The organism is Faecalibacillus intestinalis, assembly GCF_003024685.1.
GTDB classification, from domain to species: Bacteria; Bacillota_I; Bacilli_A; order Erysipelotrichales; family Coprobacillaceae; genus Faecalibacillus; species Faecalibacillus intestinalis.
This window is the reverse complement of the sequence record NZ_PYLQ01000013.1, coordinates 39,558-64,025: the sequence shown is the minus strand read 5'-3', so window position 1 is coordinate 64,025 and position 24,468 is coordinate 39,558. Positions and strand designations below refer to the sequence as shown.

The 24,468-nt window shown below is 27.2% G+C and carries 26 protein-coding genes; 2 read left to right on the top strand and 24 right to left on the bottom strand.

What is annotated here, in order from left to right; genetic code table 11:
* Positions 1 to 11: 11 nt before the first annotated feature.
* From C7U54_RS09605 to C7U54_RS15250, 9 genes are all read right to left on the bottom strand, one after another.
* On the bottom strand, positions 12 to 1,493 hold the full coding sequence (locus tag C7U54_RS09605) for an EAL domain-containing protein (RefSeq protein ID WP_022001899.1): 1,482 nt from the start codon (positions 1,491 to 1,493) through the stop codon (positions 12 to 14).
* 1,411 nt (positions 1,494 to 2,904) lie between these two features.
* Entirely contained in the window at positions 2,905 to 4,062 is a 1,158-nt protein-coding gene (locus C7U54_RS09600) for a sensor histidine kinase (protein ID WP_455737476.1), read from the bottom strand.
* Between the two features lie 169 nt (positions 4,063 to 4,231).
* Positions 4,232 to 4,885, bottom strand: coding sequence for a response regulator transcription factor (locus C7U54_RS09595; RefSeq protein WP_107030145.1), 654 nt, complete (start codon positions 4,883 to 4,885; stop codon positions 4,232 to 4,234).
* Positions 4,886 to 4,982: 97 nt separating this feature from the next.
* Positions 4,983 to 6,359, bottom strand: coding sequence for an ABC transporter permease (locus C7U54_RS09590; RefSeq protein WP_107030144.1), 1,377 nt, complete (start codon positions 6,357 to 6,359; stop codon positions 4,983 to 4,985).
* Entirely contained in the window at positions 6,359 to 7,015 is a 657-nt protein-coding gene (locus C7U54_RS09585) for an ABC transporter ATP-binding protein (RefSeq protein ID WP_107030143.1), read from the bottom strand. The genes C7U54_RS09590 and C7U54_RS09585 overlap by 1 nt, the downstream gene beginning before the upstream one ends.
* Before the next feature lie 9 nt (positions 7,016 to 7,024).
* Positions 7,025 to 8,302, bottom strand: coding sequence for an ABC transporter permease (locus C7U54_RS09580; RefSeq protein ID WP_107030142.1), 1,278 nt, complete (start codon positions 8,300 to 8,302; stop codon positions 7,025 to 7,027).
* Between the two features lie 19 nt (positions 8,303 to 8,321).
* Entirely contained in the window at positions 8,322 to 8,423 is a 102-nt protein-coding gene (locus C7U54_RS15670) for a 4Fe-4S binding protein (protein ID WP_455737477.1), read from the bottom strand.
* Between the two features lie 272 nt (positions 8,424 to 8,695).
* A complete protein-coding gene (locus C7U54_RS15470; RefSeq protein ID WP_318025949.1) occupies positions 8,696 to 8,806 on the bottom strand; it encodes a CD1871A family CXXC motif-containing protein in 111 nt (36 codons plus the stop codon).
* Positions 8,807 to 9,091: 285 nt separating this feature from the next.
* On the bottom strand, positions 9,092 to 9,499 hold the full coding sequence (locus C7U54_RS15250) for a hypothetical protein (protein ID WP_230312859.1): 408 nt from the start codon (positions 9,497 to 9,499) through the stop codon (positions 9,092 to 9,094).
* A gap of 521 nt (positions 9,500 to 10,020) precedes the next feature.
* Here C7U54_RS15250 and C7U54_RS09565 point away from each other — a divergent pair.
* Together C7U54_RS09565 and C7U54_RS15565 are read left to right on the top strand one after the other, a co-directional pair.
* Positions 10,021 to 10,311, top strand: a complete 291-nt coding sequence (locus C7U54_RS09565; protein WP_107030141.1) for a transposase — start codon at positions 10,021 to 10,023, stop codon at positions 10,309 to 10,311.
* Entirely contained in the window at positions 10,236 to 10,592 is a 357-nt protein-coding gene (locus tag C7U54_RS15565) for an IS3 family transposase (protein WP_107030140.1), read from the top strand. Before C7U54_RS09565 ends, C7U54_RS15565 begins: the two co-directional genes overlap by 76 nt.
* Here the strand turns inward: C7U54_RS15565 and C7U54_RS15560 are convergent.
* From C7U54_RS15560 to pknB, 15 genes are all read right to left on the bottom strand, one after another.
* Entirely contained in the window at positions 10,548 to 10,685 is a 138-nt protein-coding gene (locus C7U54_RS15560; protein WP_158546530.1) for a hypothetical protein, read from the bottom strand. The genes C7U54_RS15565 and C7U54_RS15560 overlap by 45 nt on opposite strands.
* Positions 10,682 to 11,002, bottom strand: coding sequence for an IS66 family insertion sequence element accessory protein TnpA (gene tnpA, locus C7U54_RS14465; protein ID WP_146137626.1), 321 nt, complete (start codon positions 11,000 to 11,002; stop codon positions 10,682 to 10,684). The genes C7U54_RS15560 and tnpA overlap by 4 nt, the downstream gene beginning before the upstream one ends.
* A gap of 253 nt (positions 11,003 to 11,255) precedes the next feature.
* Complete coding sequence (locus C7U54_RS09550) at positions 11,256 to 12,155, bottom strand: DUF7601 domain-containing protein (protein WP_241522605.1); 900 nt, start codon at positions 12,153 to 12,155, stop codon at positions 11,256 to 11,258.
* Between the two features lie 194 nt (positions 12,156 to 12,349).
* Positions 12,350 to 12,940 carry a rubredoxin-like domain-containing protein gene (locus C7U54_RS09545; RefSeq protein WP_022000839.1) on the bottom strand — a complete coding sequence of 197 codons (591 nt, stop codon included), beginning with the start codon at positions 12,938 to 12,940 and terminating at the stop codon, positions 12,350 to 12,352.
* Positions 12,941 to 13,095: 155 nt separating this feature from the next.
* Complete coding sequence (locus tag C7U54_RS09540; protein ID WP_107030137.1) at positions 13,096 to 13,956, bottom strand: YitT family protein; 861 nt, start codon at positions 13,954 to 13,956, stop codon at positions 13,096 to 13,098.
* On the bottom strand, positions 13,944 to 14,840 hold the full coding sequence (locus C7U54_RS09535) for an AEC family transporter (protein ID WP_107030136.1): 897 nt from the start codon (positions 14,838 to 14,840) through the stop codon (positions 13,944 to 13,946). Before C7U54_RS09535 ends, C7U54_RS09540 begins: the two co-directional genes overlap by 13 nt.
* A 1-nt stretch (position 14,841) precedes the next feature.
* Positions 14,842 to 15,957: a M20/M25/M40 family metallo-hydrolase gene (locus C7U54_RS09530; RefSeq protein WP_107030135.1), complete on the bottom strand. Its 1,116-nt coding sequence runs from the start codon at positions 15,955 to 15,957 to the stop codon at positions 14,842 to 14,844.
* Positions 15,958 to 15,987: 30 nt separating this feature from the next.
* On the bottom strand, positions 15,988 to 17,274 hold the full coding sequence (locus tag C7U54_RS09525) for a PTS sugar transporter subunit IIC (RefSeq protein WP_241522603.1): 1,287 nt from the start codon (positions 17,272 to 17,274) through the stop codon (positions 15,988 to 15,990).
* A 9-nt stretch (positions 17,275 to 17,283) separates the two neighbouring features.
* Positions 17,284 to 18,690, bottom strand: a complete 1,407-nt coding sequence (locus C7U54_RS09520; protein WP_107030134.1) for a 6-phospho-beta-glucosidase — start codon at positions 18,688 to 18,690, stop codon at positions 17,284 to 17,286.
* Positions 18,691 to 18,803: 113 nt separating this feature from the next.
* Complete coding sequence (locus tag C7U54_RS09515) at positions 18,804 to 19,697, bottom strand: MurR/RpiR family transcriptional regulator (RefSeq protein WP_107030133.1); 894 nt, start codon at positions 19,695 to 19,697, stop codon at positions 18,804 to 18,806.
* Between the two features lie 173 nt (positions 19,698 to 19,870).
* Entirely contained in the window at positions 19,871 to 20,317 is a 447-nt protein-coding gene (locus tag C7U54_RS09510) for a hypothetical protein (protein ID WP_107030132.1), read from the bottom strand.
* A 132-nt stretch (positions 20,318 to 20,449) separates the two neighbouring features.
* Positions 20,450 to 21,049: a thiamine diphosphokinase gene (locus C7U54_RS09505; protein ID WP_107030131.1), complete on the bottom strand. Its 600-nt coding sequence runs from the start codon at positions 21,047 to 21,049 to the stop codon at positions 20,450 to 20,452.
* Positions 21,046 to 21,696 carry a ribulose-phosphate 3-epimerase gene (rpe, locus tag C7U54_RS09500; RefSeq protein WP_107030130.1) on the bottom strand — a complete coding sequence of 217 codons (651 nt, stop codon included), beginning with the start codon at positions 21,694 to 21,696 and terminating at the stop codon, positions 21,046 to 21,048. Before rpe ends, C7U54_RS09505 begins: the two co-directional genes overlap by 4 nt.
* Positions 21,689 to 22,564 (bottom strand): ribosome small subunit-dependent GTPase A, encoded by an 876-nt coding sequence (rsgA, locus tag C7U54_RS09495; RefSeq protein WP_107030153.1) that lies wholly within the window; start codon positions 22,562 to 22,564, stop codon positions 21,689 to 21,691. The genes rpe and rsgA overlap by 8 nt, the downstream gene beginning before the upstream one ends.
* A gap of 1 nt (position 22,565) precedes the next feature.
* Positions 22,566 to 24,467 (bottom strand): Stk1 family PASTA domain-containing Ser/Thr kinase, encoded by a 1,902-nt coding sequence (gene pknB, locus C7U54_RS09490; protein ID WP_107030129.1) that lies wholly within the window; start codon positions 24,465 to 24,467, stop codon positions 22,566 to 22,568.
* Between the last annotated feature and the right edge of the window lies 1 nt (position 24,468).

Below are 24,468 nucleotides of genomic sequence, written 5' to 3'. Positions count from 1 at the left end.
TATATCTTCTTTTAGTTATTTAAGAAATTTTCACTCATTCTTTTATGATTTTTTATAAAAGAATGCTTATCCATTGGTCTTGCAAATAAACAACCTTGCATATAATCAGCGCCTAAAGATTTAATTACATCTGTAATAGTATTTTTTAATATTTTTCGATAATAATCCGATTTTATAATATGTTTTGTAAATGAATGATCAATTTTTATATATTGTGGTTTTGCCGCTGTTAAACGATGTACATTTGAAAATCCAGATCCGTAATCATCTAATATAAGTGCTCTTTTCCCTTTTTCTAGCCCTATACAAAAATTATAATATTGATTTGAATTTAATTCCCCTGTTTCTGTTATTTCTATTCCTAATAAAGTTGTATCTATTTCTTTTATAATATCTATAATCATTTGAACACTATTATTTTGATTTACTTGCACAAATGACATATTCACATTCATTTTTAGACCTGGAATCAATTGTTGCAATTCTTTCCAACTTTCCATAGCTGTTTTTAAAACCCATCTTCCCACAGGAAGAATTAAGTGTGTTTGTTCAAGTAAAGAAATAAATTCTTTCGGTTGAATGTACTCATCTTTCATTTTTAATCTCAATAGTGCTTCTAAAGTTATTATTGATTTTGTATTTATATCAATAATCGGCTGATAATAAAGTTCGAAACCTTCAAAATCATGATTAATAGCCCAATATATATGTTTTAATATTTCTTCTTTTCTTTTTAATCTTATATAGTGTTGCATATCAAATAGATAGAACTTATTTCCATTAAATCCCTCTGCACGATTTAAAGAAAAATTCAAACACTCTAACACTCTGTCATAAGAATAAAATTCTTTACTCAATTCAATAGCTCCTGCAGCTATTGAAAAATAGATTTTTTGTTTCTTATCATTTAATAACTGATTTATTGAATTGGTAATACATTGAAAAAGATTCTTTGCATCTTCTGCGTCTCCTTCTAAATCAATAATTAAAAAATTCCATGAATCCAATTCAATATATTTTTGTTTCTTTTTCAAAGAAGAAATAATACATTTTTTTATACTACTTTTTACAAAGTCACCATATTTATAGTAAGTCGTAAAATGAATTTCATCATACTGATCTACTTTCATCATCAAAGCAAATCCTGCATTATTTAATTTAAAAGAATCAAATAAGTTTTCAACACCAATATATTCTTTTATTTTTAACTTGTTTTTTTCATAAATAGTTCCCAAAACAATTTCTTTACGAATGATTTTGTTATATAAATTATCAATTATATTTCTATCCTTAAAATATATTTTTTCTTTTATACTTTTATAATCATCTAAAAAGACATGATCATCTTCGATATGTTTTTTATTTCTTTTTGTAGCACAAAAAGAATCCTTTTTTATATCATAAAAAAATAAATAATCATCTAAAACATTATTAAAACAAATTAATTTATTATTCATTTTTTTATCTACAAAATCTTTTACTGAATGAATCATAAATGCCTCCTTATTATATAAATGAAAAAAATTATATAAATGAAAAAAAGAATTATAAAATTTGATTCGGAATTGTTACGTTTTTCATTTGGGAGAATGAATTTTATTTTTAATCAAAAGTTATAATTCTTTAAACTACTTAGAATTAAGTTACCAATTTATAAAAGTACGTATTTATGTGTGCATAAAATATAATGATTAAGCATGTATAGAAATGATTTACAGTAAAATTATCTTTTTTTATGAGGTTTTAATATTTTTTCGGGAAGTTATTATTAAAATGAAAATACCTAATATCATATTCTCATAGATACACTCTATTATTTCTTTTATAAATTATTCATTCTACTTAAATTCTTTTTTTACAACTACTCAATATTAAATAAGAATTGTTATTTAAACACTTAATGTTTATTTGAGAATGCTACCTGTCTATAAATTTAAGAGTTAGAATCATTAAATGGATCATAATATCTATAATTGTGCAATGTACCAAAATTAATTTTTATCTAGACATCTTTAACAATAATCTTATTTTTAACTTTTAGAATATTAACTTATAAGTCTACCCTCTATCTAAGATTAACAAGCGATTTATAATATTAAGTTTTATAGAGTGGTAGCTTTTTAGATTGCTATTAAAATCTAAAAGCTTTCATTATTTTGTGTTGTATCACCTCCTATAAATATTTTAATGAATAAGGTTTATATGTAATAAAAATTTAAAGAAGTATTAAAAAACGAGTTTGTACCTATTCATTAATAATTAACTACTTTAGATAGCAAACTGAACCGATTTAGTTTAGCTTACCTAAGCTACAATAAATGCTTTACTATTTTGGACACATCTATTTATAACTTGATGGTATGATAGCATACAATTTTATGCGTTTTTTCCCATATTTTTTATTAATCTATTTAATTTTTTGAGAATATTAAAATAAACAGTCCCTTTCAAATTTTTAATATAGAAATTATTGCAAGAAGAATATATTAAATCCTTTTGACTTTATAAACATATTCAATATTTTGGTAAAGTGGACTTATTCAACGTATTGAATGGACTTTTCTAGCGTAACATTCAACTCAGCAAGTCTATGTTTTCAATTTATTAGTACAGAATAGCTTAGTAAACTTTTGTATAAGTGCTTTAGCTGATATCTAATAACCAAAACTTTTAGATGGTCAGGTTCATCATAATGATTGATCAGCCCCATCGGAATTTAATGAAAAATAGCAGTTGATCAAGTCTGTCGGAATACTTGATCAACCTAATCGGAATAAGTGATCAATTAGAGTGGAATAATCATTTATCAATTATTTTCTTTTCACTTTCAATAAGAAAAAAGTTTTTATTTCCACAATTAATAAGTCTCTATTTTTCAATAACTATTAAAAAATTATATCTTACTTAAGATAATATTTTAATTTTAAAGATAAAAAATTCTTCATCCTGCAATGCTTTATATTCTATATTGTAATTATTCAGAATATTACTTACAATATATAAACCTAATCCATTACTATTTTCCTTATTTAAATCAAATTTAACATCGAATATTTCATCCATATTCGAAATTTTATTGTTACCGTATGAATTTTCTATATATAACCAATCATTAACCATCCCAATATTAATTACCCCATTTACATCAGTATATTTTACCGCATTACTAATCAAATTAGATAAAATAATCTTTAAAGCTGTTTTTCCTATATAAACATTCTCATCTAATATATAATTATTGATAGTTATTTTCTTTTGATGTGCTAATATTTCATACTTTTTTAATACATCTTCTAATGTATCATTTATTTCCAAATATTCTTCATCATTATTCAAATTTTCTATAGAATGAACTGATAATATTTGAGAAATATTTTTTGTTAAACTATCAACGATTTCAATACATTCATTAATATAAATATCTCTTTCTTTATATTTTCCAATATTGTATTTCATGTTTTCCAGTATTATTTTAAGACTAGCAAGAGGAGTTTTAAGCTCATGGGATGCACCTTTAAAAAAGTCATATTTTAACTTTTCTAATTTTAAAATTTCTTTATTTTTAAATTCTAAATCGTCAATTGTTCTTAATAAAGTAGAATACAAATCATTAATTTGTTGTTTTAATTCTCCAACTTCATCATTAGAGCTAACTTCTAAACGTATTTTTTTATCAAGTTTCATCATTTTATCAGTAACAATTTGTATTTCTTGTACATTGTTTTTTATTAATTTTGCATAAATTAAAGAAATAATAGTAGAAAATAAAATTGATATTAACAAAGAATATGGTAAAAATTTAAGACTTAAATCTTTTGCATCTTTTTGCATATCAGCTGTAGAGACAAATTGTAGATATGTTTTTTTACCATCATTAAGCTTTATTTCTCTTTCTTCAATTATCAAAGAATTACTATTACTTTCTAAATTAGCATCTATATTATCTTTGATTTGTATTTCATTATTATTATTATTTCTTTCTTTTATAAATGCCTTTATTTCGCTACTTTTAGAATAAAGTTCCAAGGTTTGTTCTACATATTTTATTTCTTTTCCATTCATAATACTGGAAATTTCATTTGCTTTATTATAGACCTCTTCTTTTCTGGTCTCCAAATATGTTTTAGGAAAAATAAAGAAAACTAATAAATGAACTAATATAATTATTATTCCAAGAACAGAAAATATTTGTATGAACATTTTGGGAAATATCTTTAATTTTTTCATTTTCTCATTTTATCTCCAATTTATATCCCACATTCCTTATAGTGGTTATGCAGTCTAATTGCAATTTTTTTCTAAGTTCTTTTATGTATACGTCTATTACTCGATCGTAAGGAATTTCTTCGCTATCTTTCCATACATAATCAATAATTTGCATTCTAGTTAATACTTGTCCATTATTATCCAATAGACACTTTAATACATCTAGTTCTTTTGCATTTACATCTATTTCTTCATCATTTATTTTAGCTGTATAGCTATTAAAGTTAACCGATAGATCCTTATATTCAAACTTCTCTAAATGTCCATAATTCTTCTTAATCAAAGAATCTATTCTAACCTTTAAGACTGGCAATGAAAATGGCTTTTCTACATATCCATCTGCTAAATTAGTAAATGCATCAATTTTATATTCTTCATCACTAAATGCAGTCAAGATTAGAATTGGTAAATTGCTTTTCTTTCTAATTTCTTTCAACACTTCTAAACCATTTATAAAAGGTATCTGAATATCTAAGATAACCAAATTTATAGCGTTATTAAATTTTGACAAAGCTTCTATTCCATCTTTAGCTTGAATAACAGTATATCCAAATTCCAAAAGATATTCACTTATTCCCTCTCTGATCATATTATCATCTTCAACAATTAATATTTTCATAAATACCTCCACTTAAGCCTATACACTTATATTATACAGCATATTATTTGATATTTAAAAGTCAAAAAAATTTCGGTGCTAGAAAGCACCAAAATTTTTAATTATTGTCAATTAATAATTCTTTTGGATTCCTTCTTAATATATCGAATGAAGAAATAATCAATGATACAAGAAGTACTAAACTCATAAATATAACTACATAAATTATGAATTTAGGTAATACATTTATATCTAAACTTGATAATGTCTTATTAAATCCTTCAGCTTCTGCCCCACCACCTAATTGGCTAGATGCAGCTTGTCTAGCTATTTGTTTAGCTATATCACCAGTAACCTTATTCAATATATTATTCCCAAGCTTATCAGCTGTATATTGAGCTAAGAAATAAGAACCAACGAATGCGGGGATTGATATAAATACCATCTCAATTAGGAATTGACCAAAAATTTCTAATTTTGATATACCTAATGATAGTAATACTGCTATTTCTTTCTTTCTAGCATTCATCCATAAGAATAATAATAATGAAACTACAATTCCTGCAAATATTAATGAGCCAACAAATAATTTATTTGAAATTGAGTAGATACCTGATATAGATTGTTGTAATGCAGGGTAATTTGATGAACTTTTAATCAAATTATATTCTCTCCAATTTATATCTAATTTCCCAAGATCTTTTATCACACTATCAAGATTCTTATCACCTTTTACAAAGAATGTTGCATCTTGGTATACAGCTGTATCTTCTGTATTACCATAAACTTTAGCGGCCGTATCAATATCAGTGATTAATGTATTTTCGTATAGTTCCTGTGCTGCACTTACTCCACCACTATTATGCCCATCGAATAGACCTTTAATTTCTACTTCTACTGTTTCATCTGCACCTTTTTCATTATCAGCGTCAAATAAATTAGATTTTAATTTTATCTTATCTCCAACTTTAAGATTATTTTTTTTAGCTAAATCTTTATGCATTAAGATTTTATTTTTATCTTCATTTTCTAAATGCTTTCCTTCTACTAATTTATATGCTTCTGATACAAATTTTGTTTCTTTTGATGAGTCATTAACCCCAGTTAACATAACTGTTCTTTTGAAATTCTTCGCTCTTTCAGGCGATTGATTCGCAAGAGTCTCTTGAGTTTCAATAATATCATAATCAACTAAATCTGCAACACTGTTTATTCTTTTTACATAGGAGTCTATACTATCTGTTTGAGATATCTTTTTAATATCTTCACCTTTTACATTTCCCCCACCTCTAGGTGTTCCTGGATTTACTTGTCTATTTATCTCCATAGAAAAACTATTTGTTATATTAGCCAATGTTTCTTTTGAAGCTCTGTCCGTAGCATCTTTAAGAGATAAACTAATAAAACTTAAAATTGACATAGATAAAATAACTAACATAATAATTAATGATTTTAAGCTTTTTCTAGTTACATAAGCAAATGCATTTTTTATCATTATTCAACCTCCAAATTCTTTTTATTTACTTTTTTCAAATTTTTACCACTTAGTTCTAAAATGATATCCGCAGAATCTGCTACTTCCTTACTATGTGTTACAACTATTACACATTTATTTTTGTCTTTAGCCAACGTCTTTAATATATCAATTATTTCTCCAGCAGTAACACTGTCTAAATTACCAGTAGGTTCATCAGCTAGTATTATTGGCGCATTTGATACCAATGCTCTAGCAATAGCTACTCTTTGTTGCTGTCCACCAGATAATTTCATAACATTTCTTTTTATTTGTTTTTTATCTAAACCTAGTTCAAACAAGATACTTTCATCTGCTGATTTGTTTACTAATCTAATATTTTCAATCGGTGTTAAATAATCTATTAAATTGTAGTTTTGAAATACTAAAGATATATTATTTTTTCTATGATTGTTATATCCTTTCTTTTGTATATCTTCATTCTTAAACAATATTTTTCCTGTTTTAGGTTTATCAAGTCCAGCAAGTAAGGAAAGAAGTGTAGTTTTTCCTGTCCCTGACTTTCCTACTATCGCATAAAACTTCCCAAGTTCAAATTTTTGATCTACTCCTGACAAAACTTTTTCTTTAGAATTTTCATAACTATATGCTACATTCTTTATTTCTAATATATCCATTATTTTCTCCTAACTTATTTTTGATAATATTTCTTTAGGCTTCTTGATTAATATTAATGAAGAAGCAAATACAACTGATAAAACAATAATACTTATTAATATTAAATAACTTTGTCCAAGTGCTACTATATTTAACATAAAACCACTATTATTTATTAAACTTCCACCGGAAATTATTGAATCCTCTGAGTTAATGAATCCATCTACAATTACTTTTAGTAATACATTTCCTAAAAATAAGGAAGATATTATACTTGGTATCGATATGAATATTAACTCGAATATAAATTGCATTATAATTTGTATCTTAGATGTTCCAATAGATAAAAATATACCTATTTCATAAATTCTTTCTCTTAACCATAGAATCAAGATTAACGAAAGAACAACCATCCCACCTAACATAATAGAATAAGTCATTATTTTTATTATATGTTTTATTCCACTCACTGACTCTAAAGACTCTTCAAACGCATTAGAATCTTTTTCAACAAAATACTTTGACTCATCAATTTTAAACTCTTTCAATTTGTTTAAGGCTAAGTCTGTAGATTCTGCACTACCAGAATACATTAAAATTTTATTTGCGATTTTATTATTTTCTGATTTATTTAATATCTCTTGGCTTGTTGAATAATCTACAAATACCATATTTTCACTAAAATCAGAAGATAATCCTGTATATGTTTCCTGTTTTTTGCCAGAAAAGATACCTATAATTTTAAATTTATGACTTTTTATTTTTCCACTTTTTTCAATATCTAGTAATTCAAGATCAACTTCATCACCTAATTTTAGATTGTTTTGTTTAGCAAATTCTTCATGAACAATAATTGAATTCTTATCATTTTCTCCTATATTTTTACCTTCTTTAATTGTAAATACTCCACTACTAAATAAAATATTTCTTTTAGTATTATTTGTAGCTTCGAGTGAAACAACATTCTTAAATTCGTCAGATAAATCTTCTCTATTTATTTTTTGTTCCCCGCTAATTACTTTAGCATCTTTTAGTTTTGCTAATCCATCATATTGAATTATTGTTTCTTCAATTTCTTTTAATTTTTCAATATCCTTAAATTGATTAACATTAAAATATTTACCATCTTTTTTTGTTATTGATATTGAAGAATTAGAACTTTCGTATAAAGTCTTTTCTATTTCATTGCTTGATTTCATTATTGTTAAACAAGAATACAAACAAGAAAGAACTATTGTTAAAATAACAAAAATAATAAATGTTCTATTTTTTTTTCTTGTAATGTATGCTATTGCGTTTTTTATCACTTTTCTAATAAGCTCCTCTCTATTTTTTTATTCCACAACTAATTGTATCCACAGGACAAGCATTTTTGCATCGTCCACATCTGATACATTCTAGATGATTACAATTTTCAACTGGATCTATATTCGTTTAGCAAACTTTTTCACATTACCGCAACTGATGCACTTTTCTTCGTCTAGTCTATGCCTGAATACTGAAATTGGGCTAATAACTGAATAAATAGCTTCCAAAGTCCAAGCATACCAATTGGACTAATAAGCTTACAAAAATATGGAGACCCTTGTCCTAAAATATCAACTAAAAATAGAGGAAGTATTATTACAAATACAATCAATATTATATATTTCAATTTTCTCAAATTCTTATCAAGCTTAAATGTCTCAATTTTTTTAATTCTATCCAATTCCAACACACTCCAAGCAAATTCTTATTGCCTTCTCCAATTCAACTCTAGTCGCTCCATGACTATATCCATAGTAAGTCACAGTCATATTAATAAAGACAATTACTAAAGAGAAAGTACGGCCTTTTTAAAACTAATTAACCATATACCTTTCACCGCTTTACATTTACTTATTTTTTATTTTTGTTAATTCTTTTTCAATTACTCCCTTGTTTTCACCATTATCATCAACATTATCTGTAACAACACTAACAATATTAAAACATTTAATTTTTATTTTGTTCTAAACCTCAACTAAATTTGAAATCTCTTTTACACAAACTTTACGCTAAATTGTAAATACGTTTACCATACTTCTCAAAATATTTACTTGTAAAATCCTAACTGATTATTTTTTAAATGCTTCTGTATTTTCTAAATCAGTTTTTTCTGATAGAACAAAACCGTTTTTAGGACGTTCTTTTTTTTCTATAATTTGAATCTCAGTTTTTTTAAATTCATTCAGAAGTTTAATTTCAGATCCGCTGTTCGTACTAAAATAGCAATCGTATTTTCCATCACTTGAAACTCCTATTTTAGTATGAGTATCACATTTTGTCATTTTAGATATTTTTTCTTCTGCTGTATTTTTTTCAAATATACCAATAGTTCCAATTCTTTTAAGCCCATTTTCCCATTTTTCATAACCACCTTCCTTTTTATCAACAACTGCTTTTTTTTGCTCTTTAGTCATTTTATTAAAAGTTAAAAAAGCATATTTTAATTCCTTATTTATAGGACTTTGATCATCTAACATCGCTATCTTTTTATCATTCATATACTTTTTAAATTTATTTGAAAGTTTAAATTTAAGGCCTAAATATTCATAAACATATTCTTTTTTTGTTTTTAAAGTATAATCTGACGGCTTAAATGTTGCATTTTTATCCTTTTTGTTAGTTGACGTACCCTTCTCTTCAGAACTTATTGATTGTCCTTCTTTAATTTTATTGCTTTCATTACTTTTTTTACACCCAACTGTACTTAAGCTCAAACATAACGTAAGTAATAGGAATGCACCTCTGGCTACTTTTTTCCCATAATTTTATCCTCCTTTATTCCTCTTTTATTTTTTAAACAAAAGCCTTTTATAACTACTTTCAATAATATTATACACACCATTTATGAAACGTTGATGAAATACAATTTTTTATTTTTCCAAACCACAGTATAATAATATAAATATTGATGTTAGTATAAAAACTGTACAAGTTAAATAGAAGAATTAAACATCATTTGGTACAATGTCATAAGTAAAAAAAGAAATGGAGAAAGACTATGACAAAACCAGTATTTGATGATGAATTTAAACAAGGAGTTGTAGATTATGCTAACCAACATCCTGAAGAATCCAAAGTTTCTATTGCTAAAAGTTTTGGTATTGCAGATAGTACAATTCATAAATGGATAAAAGATGCAAATAAAAATAGCAATAAAATTGAGTCTCGAGGATCTGGTAATTTTTCTAGTGATGAGGCTAAAGAAATTGCAAGATTAAGAAAAGAATTAAAAGATACACAAGATGCGTTAGAAGTGTTAAAAAAGGCTATTGGCATACTGGGAAAATAAACAAAACAGATATTTATAAAGCTGTCAAGGAAGAAAAGCAAAAGAAAACCCATAAGGAATCGTATGAAATATATGGATCACCAAAAATAACAGAACTACTGAACAAAAAGGGTGACAAGGTAAGTCAAAAATATGTTTACTCGATCATGAAGGAAAACAATCTCAAGGCAAAATATATTAAGCCATATATTCAAACAACGATTAGTCATGATTTCTCTGACAAACTAAAAAATCTATTAAACAGACATTATAATCCTACGAAGCCAAATGTAACTTGGTGAAAAATCAGTAAAAATAAACAGGCTATGATCCAAGACATTCATGCTGAACTGAGATGTAACAATCAAAGCAAGATCATCAATTTGTTTTCTCATGTCACAAAACTGCTTGGCAACATAAATATTTTTGATTTCATCATTATTGATAAGCATAGCAGGTTCTCCAATAAAATCATGAAATTTTGTTTGGAACAGAAAATACGATGACGGTCAATATCAAAATCAATAAAATCATTACTTTTATCAATGATGACAGGAATAAAAATATTTTCTTCATCAAGAATCAAAGCCTTTTGTTTATAGAAGCTGGAAATACAAATAGGATTGTCATTACAATACTTTTTAATTGTCAAACCACTTTGTTTCTGTGCTTCGATAACTTCCTTCCATTTTTCTTTTCCTCTAATTATCAAAAAAGATGCGCCTCCTTATTAAGTACATCCTTATTGTATTGAATTCATCCATTATTTATTTGACACTTACAATTGAATAACCTATTTTAGTAATTGTTAAATTACTTGCACACTTTTCTTGACAAACTCTTTTGAATAAAACTATTTCAAAGATATAATATTTTTTTCATAAAGAAAAAGGCTCTTATACTATAGCAATCATCTATGATATAAAGGCCCTTTGTTTATCTATTGTAGAAAACTTACAAATTATTCAGACATTTTTCTTTTTAGCAACAGCTAAAACAATGATTGCACTTGCTAATAATCCAGCTAATACGATAAATGGCATATTGTTTGTGATAATTCCTGTTACTGCTACATCTTTATAAGTATTGACAAATGTTACTCTATTTTCTTTTTCACCTACTAAGTTTGTTTGTCCTGTTGCAGCACTTGATAAATCACCTGCATCTGTTCCTGCTTTATCTGCGTTTTGTTTACCGTCTTCGATGACTTTTACTTTTGGTGTATATCCATCAGTTTCACCAACTTCGACTGCGTTGTATCTTGTCCCTGCTGGTAGTTTTTCAAATACTAATTGTTCACCATCACGTAATTGGAATTCTTTTTCTTCTCCATATGTAAATTTTACTTCTTTATTTCCAATTTTTCCGATGATTGTTTCATCTTTTGCTGTCTTTGCTTTTCTTAATGTTAATCTGAAAGTAAAGTTTTTAGTTTTATCTGCTAATTCTCCTACTGTTTGTTTTTCTACAACTAAGGCTTGATTTTCTTTAAAATCTTCCCCACCATTTTTTTCATACGTATTTTTAAATGATAACTTATCTGGTTTTTCTCCAGTTTCTGTATCTACTACAGTTATAGATTTAATGTATGTAGACTTATCTGTATTGTTTGCTACATAAACTCTTAAACGATATTCTTTTGTAGAATATGTCATTCCTTTATCAGTACCTTGAGTTTCTTTTACATTATATTCATATAGCCCTGCATGTGGGAATGCTGTAGCAAAATTTAACTTAGATGTTTTTTCAACATTATAAACACCATCAGTTTCATTTCCTTTAGCTTCTGCAAACTCTAAATTTTTTGTAACTGTTGCTTGTGCAGGCGCTGCAGGTGGGAAGGATGCATGTTTATTTAAAGTTATAATTTAGATAGTGTATAGTAATAATAAAAAAGGCGTTGCTAAATATTTATATCTAGCAACTTAATACTATCATACTTCAATAAATATCTTTCACATTTTTTTGATTATAATATTTTAATTTTTGAGAATTTAATTACTACTGTAGATAAAAAGAGCTCATTTCAATTGAGCCCTTCTATAATTCAATAATTCTATTATTTCCCAAAATATCTATCTAATAAACCTTTTAAAGCTTTACCATGTCTAGCTTCATCTCTAGCCATTTCATGAACAGTATCATGAATTGCATCTAAGTTATTCTTTTTAGCACATGTAGCAAGTTCAACTTTACCAGCTGTTGCTCCAAATTCACAATCAACACGCCAAGCTAAGTTATCTTTAGTAGTTGCTTTCATATTTGGTTCTAAGTCTTCTCCTAACATTTCAGCAAATTTAGCAGCATGTTCTGCTTCTTCATAAGCAGCTTTTTCCCAATATAAACCAATTTCAGGATAACCTTCTCTATGAGCAATTCTTGCCATACATAAATACATACCAACTTCTGAACATTCACCTTCAAAGTTTGCTTTTAATTGATCAAAGATATATTTTTTATCTTCATCACTAATATCAGGATTATTTTTTACAGTTTTAGCGTAAATACCATATTCATGTTCTGCCGCTAATTTCATTTCACCTTTTACTTCTTCAAACATGTCAGCTCCTACATGACATACTGGACATTCAGCTGGTGCTGCATCTCCTTCATAAACATATCCACATACTTTACATACAAATTTAGCCATATTTCTTTTCTCCTTTTTTTAATTCCTTATTAGGAATGATTACTACTTAAGTATAACATATAATTCTCCATTGTCAATCTCTTTAGAAACATTATTTAACTCTTTCTATTATTATAACTCTTTTTTAAAAAGAAAAAAGCAATCTTTCAATTGCTTTAATCAATCGGTGGGCGATAAAAGCCACCAAAAAAATTTTCAGTTTTTATAACATTAACAATAATATGAGAATCTACTGTTTTCATTAACTCTACAATATCTAAAACCTCATAACTAGAAACAACTGTATGTAATAAATACATCTTTTCATGACTATATCCTCCAATAGCTTCAACACATGATATTCCATGTCGATAATTTTTAATATATTTATCCATCACAGCTTGTGCTTTTTTTGTTGTTACTTGTAAAGTAACGCGTTCATAACGATGATAAAATAAATCTATTGTTCTAGTAGAAATAAATTGAAATAAAATAGAATATCCTGCATGGATCCAACCAAACATAAATCCAAAAATCAATAATATAATTGAATTAAAAATAAAAACATAGCTCCAAATCGATTTTCCTTTTTTATTAGAAATATATAATGCAACAAAATCTGTTCCTCCTGTTGAAGCATTCATTTTTAAAATACTTGCCGTCATTAATCCATAAAGAGTTCCACCAAAAATCACATTCAATAAAGTATCATCAAAAAAAGGTGGAAAATGAATTATTTTTAAAAAGAAACTTGCTAGAAAAACTTCTAATAAAGAAAAGAACGTAAATCTAGGACTAATACTTTTATAACATAAAATAGCTACTGGTACATTTAATACAATCATTCCTAAAGAAGTAGAAAATGAGAAATGAAAATAAGTTGATGTAATCTTTTCAATCAATATCGCAACTCCTGTAAATCCACTTGATAATAAATTAGCTGGTTGAATAAAGACTTTAATGACATAAGCTTGTACAAAAGCACCTAAAATAACTGTTATCAATGTTAAAAAACATTTTTTATTTAAATGAAACATAGAGCCACCACCGGTATTGTTATAATTGATAATAAAGTTGATAGAAAAACTGTTTTTGCTGCTAAAAATTCATTTTGTTGATATCTTTTCGCAAATAAAACAGCACCATTAGCTACAGGCATCCCTAAAATAATCATCGTCATTGCTTGAATCATTGTATCTTTGATAAGAAAATGAACTAATGGTGAAAAAATCATTGGAATGATTAAATCAATGAATATTGTAAATAAGTAAATCTTTCTATCGAGTAATATTTTCTTGATAGGATATTTAGAAAGTGTTGCTCCAATAATAATCATTGCTAATGGTGTTGTCATATTACCTATCAATTGAATAGGTTGTAACAATGTTTCAGGTAATGATATTGAAAAAATATATAATAACACTGCAATCAATGAAGCAATAATTCCTGGCGTAATGAGTTTTTTTATTTGAAATGATTTATTATTTGACATAATCATCATTCCTAAAGTAAACAATGATAGATTAAAAGGCATATTGATTAAAGCTGTTAATAAAAGCGATTGTTTACCAAATAATGATTGTAATAGAGGAAAACCAATGAAACCTACATTAGGGTAGATTATCATAAATAAATAGAGTGATTTATCTTTTAAAGAACTTATTTTCAAACACAAATAAGCAAAAATAGGTAATATAATAATTAAAATAATCATTGATAAAAATAAATCTTGATAAGGAATACCATTTTTATTGGCACTTACAGATGAAATAATTAAACAAGGCATTGTTATATTTAAAACAAAACGATTCATTTTATCAATAAAACTCTCATCAAAATCTTTCATTTTTCCTAAGATAAAACCTAAAACAATCATCATAAACAATTGTAAAATTTTATTAATTACTAAATAAACACTCATTTTAATCCCTAAAATATTCTAAAATAATATTCATCATGACTTTAAAACCTATCTTATAAGAATCTAAATCAATCCATTCATCATAAGTATGTGCTTTTTCTCCCATTAAAGTTCCAATCGTATTAGCACATATTCCATAAGATAAAGGAATATTTGAATCTGTACCATTAGCACATTTTTCTACATCATCTAAATAATATTCTTTAATCAATCTCATATTATGATCTGTAAATTTTTCAAATTTCTCTCTATTTAATAAACCATTTCCAGGTCTTACTCCTAAAATTTCAATTTCTACATTTGAATAGTGAGAAACAATTTCTTGAAATTGTTTCTCCATGATATCTAAACAGTTTTGCATAGAAGAACGATATTCATAAAGTAATGTAGCTGTAGAAGCAATTGCATTAATTGTTGTTCCACCTTCTATTTTTCCAAAATTATAAGTTGTTTTAGCTTCTGTTGGTATTTGTTGATGACTTAATTCATACATAATTTTACTTAAAGTCTCAATAGCATTTTCTTTACCAAAATCAGCATAAGAATGTCCTCCTTGACAATGAACAGTCAAACGATAACGTTTAGAACCTACAGCACTATTTGTACACTGATTCAAATATCCATCAAAAGAAATAAATGATTTAATACGGTTTTTATACTGTTCAACAATATAACGACACCCATTAGAATTTCCTAATCCTTCTTCACACGTATTTAAAACAAATAAAACACCTGTCTTTCCATGTAAATGATGAAGGTGAATATAATGAATCACTTGCATTAAATGAACAACATTAGCTGTATCATCTCCTACTCCTGGTCCATATAAATAATTCCCTTTTTGTGTTATTTTTAACGGTTCCATATCAGCAAAAACAACATCAAGATGCCCACAAAATACAGCAATATCTTGATTATCATCAAACATTTTAATAACAACATTATTCATCTTATCAATTGTTGTCTCAATACCTCTTTCTTTAAACCACTGTTTACAAAATTGTGCTCTTTTTTCTTCATGATAAGATGGTGCTGGAATAGTTGCTAACTGTTTTAAAAGTTCTATAGAATAATCAGCTTCTTGTTCAACATAATCTTCTTCATATTTATATAACATATTTTTCCCCCTATATTAAAGAAAAGGCAATTATGCCTTTTCAATAGATTCCTTTTTGACTTCTTGTTTATCTAACATTTTAAAGAATGGATAATAGATAGCCATTGAAATTAATAATAATACAATTTGTAATAAAGCTCCTCTAATACCACATAATAAGAAACCTGAAATAATTGGTGGTGTTGTCCAAGGAACTTCAACTCCAATACTTACTGGGACTAATCCAATATATGTAGAAGCATAAGTGACAATTGCCATTGTAATATTAGCAATCACAAATGGAATAGCCATAATTGGATTTAAAACAATTGGCATACCAAAGATCAATGGTTCATTAATATTAAATAATGAAGGAATTAATGATAATTTACCTAAAGCTTTATATCTAGATGATTTAGCAGTAAAGACAATAACAAGTGCTAATCCTAAAGTAGCTGCAGTTCCTCCTAATTTAACAAAGTTAGCAATAAATTGATAATTGACAATATGTGTAGCAGCTTTTCCAAGTCCAATTGCTGCAGCGTTTTCAGCAGATAATGATCTCCAAATAGGATTCATTACTGAAGAAACAATACTTGATCCATGTAAACCAAAGATCCATAAAATTGATTCTATTAATAAAACTAAAATTGTAGCTGGTAATGTACTACCAATAGATTGTAATGGTTGTTGTAACATTGTAAAAATGAAATTTTGTGCACTTTTGAAACTTGTCATTTCAAAACCAATTCTTACAAAGTTAAAAATAATAAAGATAATAGCTACTGGAATTAAAGCTTCAAATGGTTTAGCAACATTTTGAGGTACTGAATCTGGTAATTTAATTGTCCATCCTTTTTGAACAACAAATCTAAAGATTTCTACTGCTAAACAAGTTGTAATAATTGCTAAAAATAATCCTGATGCACTAAAATTATCAAGTGGTAATCCTTTTAGTCCATCTTCTGTTACTAAAACAGGTGTTAACATGAAGATAGCAATAAATGATACAACAATTGACTCTCTTGTATCTACTTTATAAAAATGTGCAAGAGAGCGTGCAATTCCTACAACTACATAAATAGACATGATTCCATAACTCATACGATAAGGAACCATAAATATTTGACTCCAATTTTCCCCTAAAAGTCCTGTCATAAATTCACTATAACCATTAATAGGAATACTTGTAAAAAGTAAGAATAAAGAACCAACAATAATAACTGGCATTACGCCAAAGAAACCTTCTTTAATCGCATTTAAATAACGATTTGCACTTACTTTAGATGCAAATGGCATCAGTTTCTCACCCATTTTATCAAAAAAACTATTCATCATTTTCTCCTCCTATTCAAATTTTGTTTGTCCATTGGTTTCAATTACTTTCTTATACCAATAAAATGATTTCTTTCTATATCTTTTTAAACTTCCATTTCCTTGGTCATCTTTATCAACATAAATAAAACCATATCTTTTCTTCATTTCTCCTGTTCCAGCAGAAACTAAATCAATACATCCCCATGTTGTATAACCAATAACATCAACATGATCAATTTTTATAGCTTGTTTTAAAGCCTCAATATGTTTTCCTAAAAAATCAATACGATATTGATCATCTACAGTACCATCTTCATTAAGTTGATCAACAGCCCCTAATCCATTTTCAACAACAAATAATGGTATTTGATAACGATCATATAATTCATTAAGTGCAACTCTTAATCCTAAAGGATCAATATGCCAACGCCAATCCGTAAGTTCTAAATAAGGATTACGTCCTTTAGCATTAATTGAACCATCTCTTTGATAAGAAACAATAGAAGAAAAATAATAACTAAAGCCAATAAAATCAACCGTTCCCTTTCTTAATATTTCTTCATCACCCTCATCAATAATCAATTTTCCTCCCAATTGTTCTTGTTTAGCCAAACATGTATTCGTATAAAATCCTCTACACATCACATCTAAATAATAATGTGTAAACAACATATATTCTCTTTTAGCTATTTGATCTATTGGTTGGCAAGTTGCTGGGTAGCTTTCTGGATATTGAACCATACAGCCAATTTTAAAATTTGGATTAATTTGGTGTCCTAAAATAACTGCTTTGGCACTTGCTACAAACATATGATGACTTGCTTGTAAAACAGTTGATGCCTTATCTTCTCCTTCTTGAAAAAGAATACCAGCTTGATGATAAGGATTTTTCTTATTCATCGTTTCATTAATTTCATTAAAAGTCATCCAATATTTTACTTTATCTTTATAACGTTTAAAAATTGTTTGACAATAATTCATAAAGAAATCAATCATTTTTCTATTTCTCCATGAACCATATTTTTGAACTAAATGTAATGGTGTTTCATAATGAGAAATTGTCACCACTGGCTCTATATGATATTTTAATAATTCATCAAAAACTTGATCATAAAATTTCAATCCAGCTTCATTCGGTTTTTCTTCATCTCCTAGAGGAAAAATACGTGTCCAATTGATAGACATTCTAAAGCATCTAAATCCCATTTCCGCAAACAAAGCAATATCTTCTTTATAATGATCATAAAAGCCTGTTCCTTCATGACTTGGATAATAAGTATGAGGATGCACACTCTCATGTATTTCTCGAGGATGATCAATATTTCCTCCCATCTCTACATCGGCAATACTTAATCCTTTTCCATCTGCAAGGTAACCACCTTCATATTGATTAGCTGCTGTTGCACCTCCCCATAAGAATTGATCTGATATTTTCATTTAAAAAGCCCTCCTTCTATGGTTATTAAAACATAGAAGAAAGGCTTTTATAATTGAATAGCTTTCGTTTTTAACAATGTTTAAAAATTTTAGAATTAAATATTTTTTATTATTTAACACTGTTTAGATTCATCCATTAATATTGGATTTGAAGAATGTCTTGTACTTTCTGATTTAGATGTAAGTTGTAATTTTTTATTAAAATTATTTTCATAATCTAAAGAAAAATAAGAAGCATACAATAAATCCAATAAAAAATAAATAGATAAATTACTATTAAAATTTGCAATATTATGCGTTAAATTTTCTCTTGTAGAAATATACAATTTAGCATCACTCATTTGACTTAACGTATTTTCTCCAAAAGAAGTTAAACTTAAAAAAGGAATATTTTTCTTTTGACATGTTTTTGCCATATTGATAAGTGTCTTGGTTTCCCCAGAATAAGAAATAAAAATCACACAATCCCCTTTAGGAATACAATTTACTTCATAACGTTGATAATTTAAATTATTAGTAATATATACATTCTTTCCTATTTTCATCATTTTTTCTTTAAATGATTCTGCTATATTTAAAGCTGTTCCATATGAATAAATATGAATATTGTTATTATTATTTAATAATTGAACAGCTTTTTGAAATAAATCATGATGTAATAAAGATAATGTATCTTTAATTGTTTCTTCATATAAAGAACCCATTTTATTAGCAATTTTAAAAATAGTATCTCCTTGATCAAAGGGTAAATTAGGATCAACTACTCCAAATTGTTGATTTAAATACTCAATTTCACTTAAATAAGCCTTCTTAAAGTTATCAAAACCTTCAATACCTATTTTCTTACATAAATTTAAAACAGTCGCTGGTGATGTATAAGTTTCTTTAGCAATACTTCTTGCTGAATAATTTTTTATCTTTTCTCCTAATTGAATAATAAAATCAGCAATTATAATTTCACTTTTAGAAAAATCAACTTTATTTGTTAGTTTATCAATTAATAACATACCATCACATCCTTTTTGATATCATAGCATATAATAAAAAAGAAAACAAAAACACAGTTTTTCTACAAAAAATCTTTTCATGTTATTATATAAAAACAAACACCCTCCATTAATTTATTTTATATAAGAATTATTTGCTTCTCTTATAAAACATTTCTAATTTTGAAATATTATCAAATCATATCTGATTTTCGCCAAAAAAGGCCTTCTGAACAAGCTATCTTTTGCATAAGTGCCTGTATTTCCTTTGATGGATTATACACTGTTAAATTTAAGTTATCCCACTCAAAAACCACAAGAACAGTTTCATCTGGAAGCAATATATTCAACCAACCTGAATGGTTATTCATGATTGTATTGATTGCATCCTCTAATATTTGTAAAGATGGTCGGTCAATCCAATCATCCAATTGTATAGATACATGATAATAACACATTAATTTTATAATGATATTTACAAATTTATCTTTCAGCAAAAAATGTTTATCACTATTGAGTAAATAACATTCCACATCAAAAAATTGTCCTCTTGAACTTGGTTTTACCTGTTCAGGAAGAAAATCTATCACATAGCATGGCTTCTCTAATAATTCTTCAATTTTACTTACTGTTTGTTCCACTTTAGTTCACCCATCCTCTTTTAAATATTCTTCTTATAATATAACACTTTATTCTAAAAACATCTTTTACACCTGTCCATTTATTAAATTTAATATCTTATTTGGTAAATATTGAGCAATCAAAAAAGATGCCTATTGAGCATCTCTTGATTGAACTAAAATAATATTTTCATTATTTTCAATAATTGTATATTCACCTTTAACTTCATTCGATACACATAATGGATCATCTCTTTTAAGCAAATAATGATCTAATGTATATTCAGCTTGACTAATAGAAAGAATACTTTCATTTAAAGCAAATAATGAAAAATAATAATATTCTTGATTATATATATGATGAATTCCAGGTTTTAATAATTGAATACAGTTTTGTTGATCAATAACCTTTATAGAAACATCTTGATATTTTTCAAGCAAACACATAACTGCAAAGAAATGATCTAAACGTCCTCCGGTAACACCATATAATTCAATTTCATCATAACCTTTAGAAATTGCATATTCGATAGCAGCATGCGTATCCGTAACATCTTTTCTTTCCGGTAAGATTTGAATATTTAAATCTTCTAATGATTTTCTATTTTGTAAAGAATCAAAATCGCCTATTGCAAACCTCGGTGTTATTCCTTGCTTTAATAATTCTTCTACCCCATGATCAACACCAATATAATCTCTATCTTGAGGTAATGTCATATTAAACAAATGTGTTGCACATAACGCTATTTTCATTTTAAAGAAGTAATCCTTTGTGTGTAATCATCACTATTAAATACATAACTTCCAGCAACTAAAACATCTACTCCTGCATTTTTACATTGTTTTCCAGTTGTAGCATTAATACCACCATCTACTTCAATTAAATAGTGTGTACTATTTTCTTTTCTTCTAGTAGCTAGATCTTTAATTTTATCAAGAGCAATTTCTTTAAATGATTGTCCACCAAACCCCGGTTCAACTGACATCACTAAAACAACATCTAATAAAGATAAATAATCTTGAATAGCATCAACCGGTGTATTTGGTTTAATACTTATTCCTACTTGTACATTATTTTCTTTAATATGATGAATAAGTGCTAAAGTATCTTCTTTATTTTCCATTGCTTCAATATGAAAAACAATTAAATTTGCTCCACTTTTAATAAATTCATCTACATACTTTTGAGGTTCACTGATCATTAAATGAACATCTAAAAATAAATTTGTTACTTTAGAAACATCTTTTAAAATACTATATCCAAAAGAAATATTAGGTACAAAATGTCCATCCATAACATCATAATGAAGCCAATCAGCTTTTCCATTTTCAATTTTTTCAATATCATCTTTCAAACAAGCAAAATTTGCTGAAAGAAGAGAAGGTGCAACTTTAATCATATCGTTTCTCCTTTTTTTCCTTTAATTCTTTTAACATTGTTAAATAATGTTCATAACGTTCTTTAGAAATCTTTCCTTCATCAACAGCCTCTTTAACAGCACAATGAGGTTCACTATCATGCAAACATCCTCTAAACTTACAATCAGTAGCATATTCATCAAAATCATGATATGCTCTCGCTGCTTCTATTGGTTCCATCTCTAATTCAAGAGATGAAAAACCAGGAGTATCTGCTACATAACCATCATATAAATTCATGAGTTCAACATGTCTTGTCGTATGTTTCCCTCTTCCAAGAGCTTTCGATATTTGATTTGTTTCTAAATTTAAAGAAATATCTAACGCATTTAAAAGCGTTGATTTACCAACACCACTTTGTCCAGTAATCACAGTCACTTGATCTTTAAAGATTTCCTTGATTTCATCTATTCCTTTATTTTGTTTAGAACTTGTTTCAATCACAGTATACCCTGCATTTCTATATTCTTGAATATATTGATAAATAGAGTCATCCCCTTCAATATCCATTTTAGAAATAACAATGATTGGTCTAATGTGATAGTGTTCTATCAATAATAAGAACTTATCTAATAATATTGTTGAAAAATCAGGCTCTTTTCTTGAAAAAACAAGTAATGCTTGATCAATATTTGCAATCGGTGGTCTTCTTAAAACATTTTTTCTCTCTAATATTTTGAGAAGGTAACCATCATCATGGTTACCTTTTTGAAATTCTACAAAATCACCAACAACTGGTTTTATATCTTGTTTTCTAAATTTTCCACGGGCACGACATTGATGAACTTCATGACCATCATCAATGTAATAAAAACCAGCTAATGCCTTGACAATACGCCCTTTATCTATGTTAGTCTTCATAATAATAGATTGTAATTGTTGTTCCTTTTTTATCTACTTTTGTTCCTGCAACTATACTTTGTTTATAAACTGCACCAATATAACGTTCATCTCCACCAGATTCTGGGAATTGTGTTCCTTCCATAGAAACGGTAAATCCCAAGTTTTCAAGATTCGACTTCGCACTATCAGGTGTTAAACCAACAACAGAAGGAACTGTTTGACTATATCCTGTAGAAACCGTTAAAGTAATATTTCTATTTGTATCTGTTGGATCTACTTTATAGCCTTTCGCTAAATTTTGATCAATAACGGTACCTGCCGGTTGATCAGAAGTTTGTTCACGTTTTGTAACATTGAATCCTAAACCACTCAATTTATTATAGGCATCATCATAGCTCATACCTGTATAATCATCTAAAATCACATAGGATCCTTTAGAAATCGTAAGTGTAATTGTACGATCTTTATCTGTAGGATCTTGTTTATAACCTTTTTCTAAACTTTGTTCTAAAACTGTTCCCGCCTTTTTATCAGAAACTTCACGTTTTATATCAACTTTAAAGCCAATCTTATTTAATTTCTTTTTAGCTTCATCATAACTTAATCCCGTATAATCATCTAAAACAATATATTTACCTTTTGAAACAGTAATTGTGATAACATCTCCTTCTTTAATAGAAGAACCTTTTTCTGGATCAGTTTTTGTAATTAAACCTTTTTTATAATCATCAGATAATTCTTTAAAAACTGTCTTATTAATTGTAACATCATAATCTTTTAATATTTTTTCTGCTTCACTTTGTTTCAATCCAACTAAATCTGGCATTACATTTGGTTGTTTATTTCCACCAAAAAGTAAGAAATAACAAATAATTCCAATAATCAAAACAACACCTGCAACGACTCCTGCAAGAACTTTAGGATTTTTTAATTTTTCTAAAATTTGTTTTCCTTTACCATTATTATTCTTCTTTTCAACAGCTCTTTCTTCAACTTCTTCTGGTTCTTCTTCATCAAAGATTTGTCGTGGATTTACAACAATCGTAGGATCATTCACTTCATCACTATGATCAAAAACAAGTTTTTCTTCATCTGTTCTAGATAAACATGTTTGTAAATCTTCTAACATTTCCGTAGCACTTTTATAACGATCATTTAAGTTTTTAGCAGTTGCTTTAATAATAATATTTTCTACTGATTGAGGAATAGATGGATTAAATTCTCTAAGTGATGGTAAATCTTCTTGCATATGTTTTAAAGCAATATTCACTGGAGATTCACCATTAAATGGTACTTGTCCTCTTAATAATTCATAAAAAACAATTCCTAAAGCATAAATATCACTTTGAACTGTCGCTTTTTCTCCTCGTGCTAATTCTGGTGCTAAATAATGAAGAGAACCCATAATCACATCTGTTTGTGTAAACTGTGTAAGTGATTGAATAGAAGCAATTCCAAAATCAGCAATCTTAGCTGTTCCTGTATCCGTTACTAAAATATTTTGTGGTTTTAAATCACGATGAATAATTCCCATTTGATGTGCTCTTGCTGTTCCTGAAAGTACTTGTTTCATAATGTCAATAGCTTCCATTACATGTAAAGCTCCTCTTTTAGCAATTAATTCTTTCAGTGTTCTACCAGGTACATATTCCATGACAATATAGTATTGATCATTATCTTCACCAACATCATAAATTTCAACAATATTTTTATGTGAAAGCGCAGCTGCTGCTGAAGCTTCTCTTTGAAATCTTGCAATATAAATTGGATCTTTCGCTAAAGATGTACGTAATATCTTGATAGCAATTGTACGATTTAAAATCGTATCATTTGCTAGATAAACATCTGCCATTCCTCCTTGACCAATAATATCAATCAATTCATAACGTTCAGCAATGATTTTATTCATT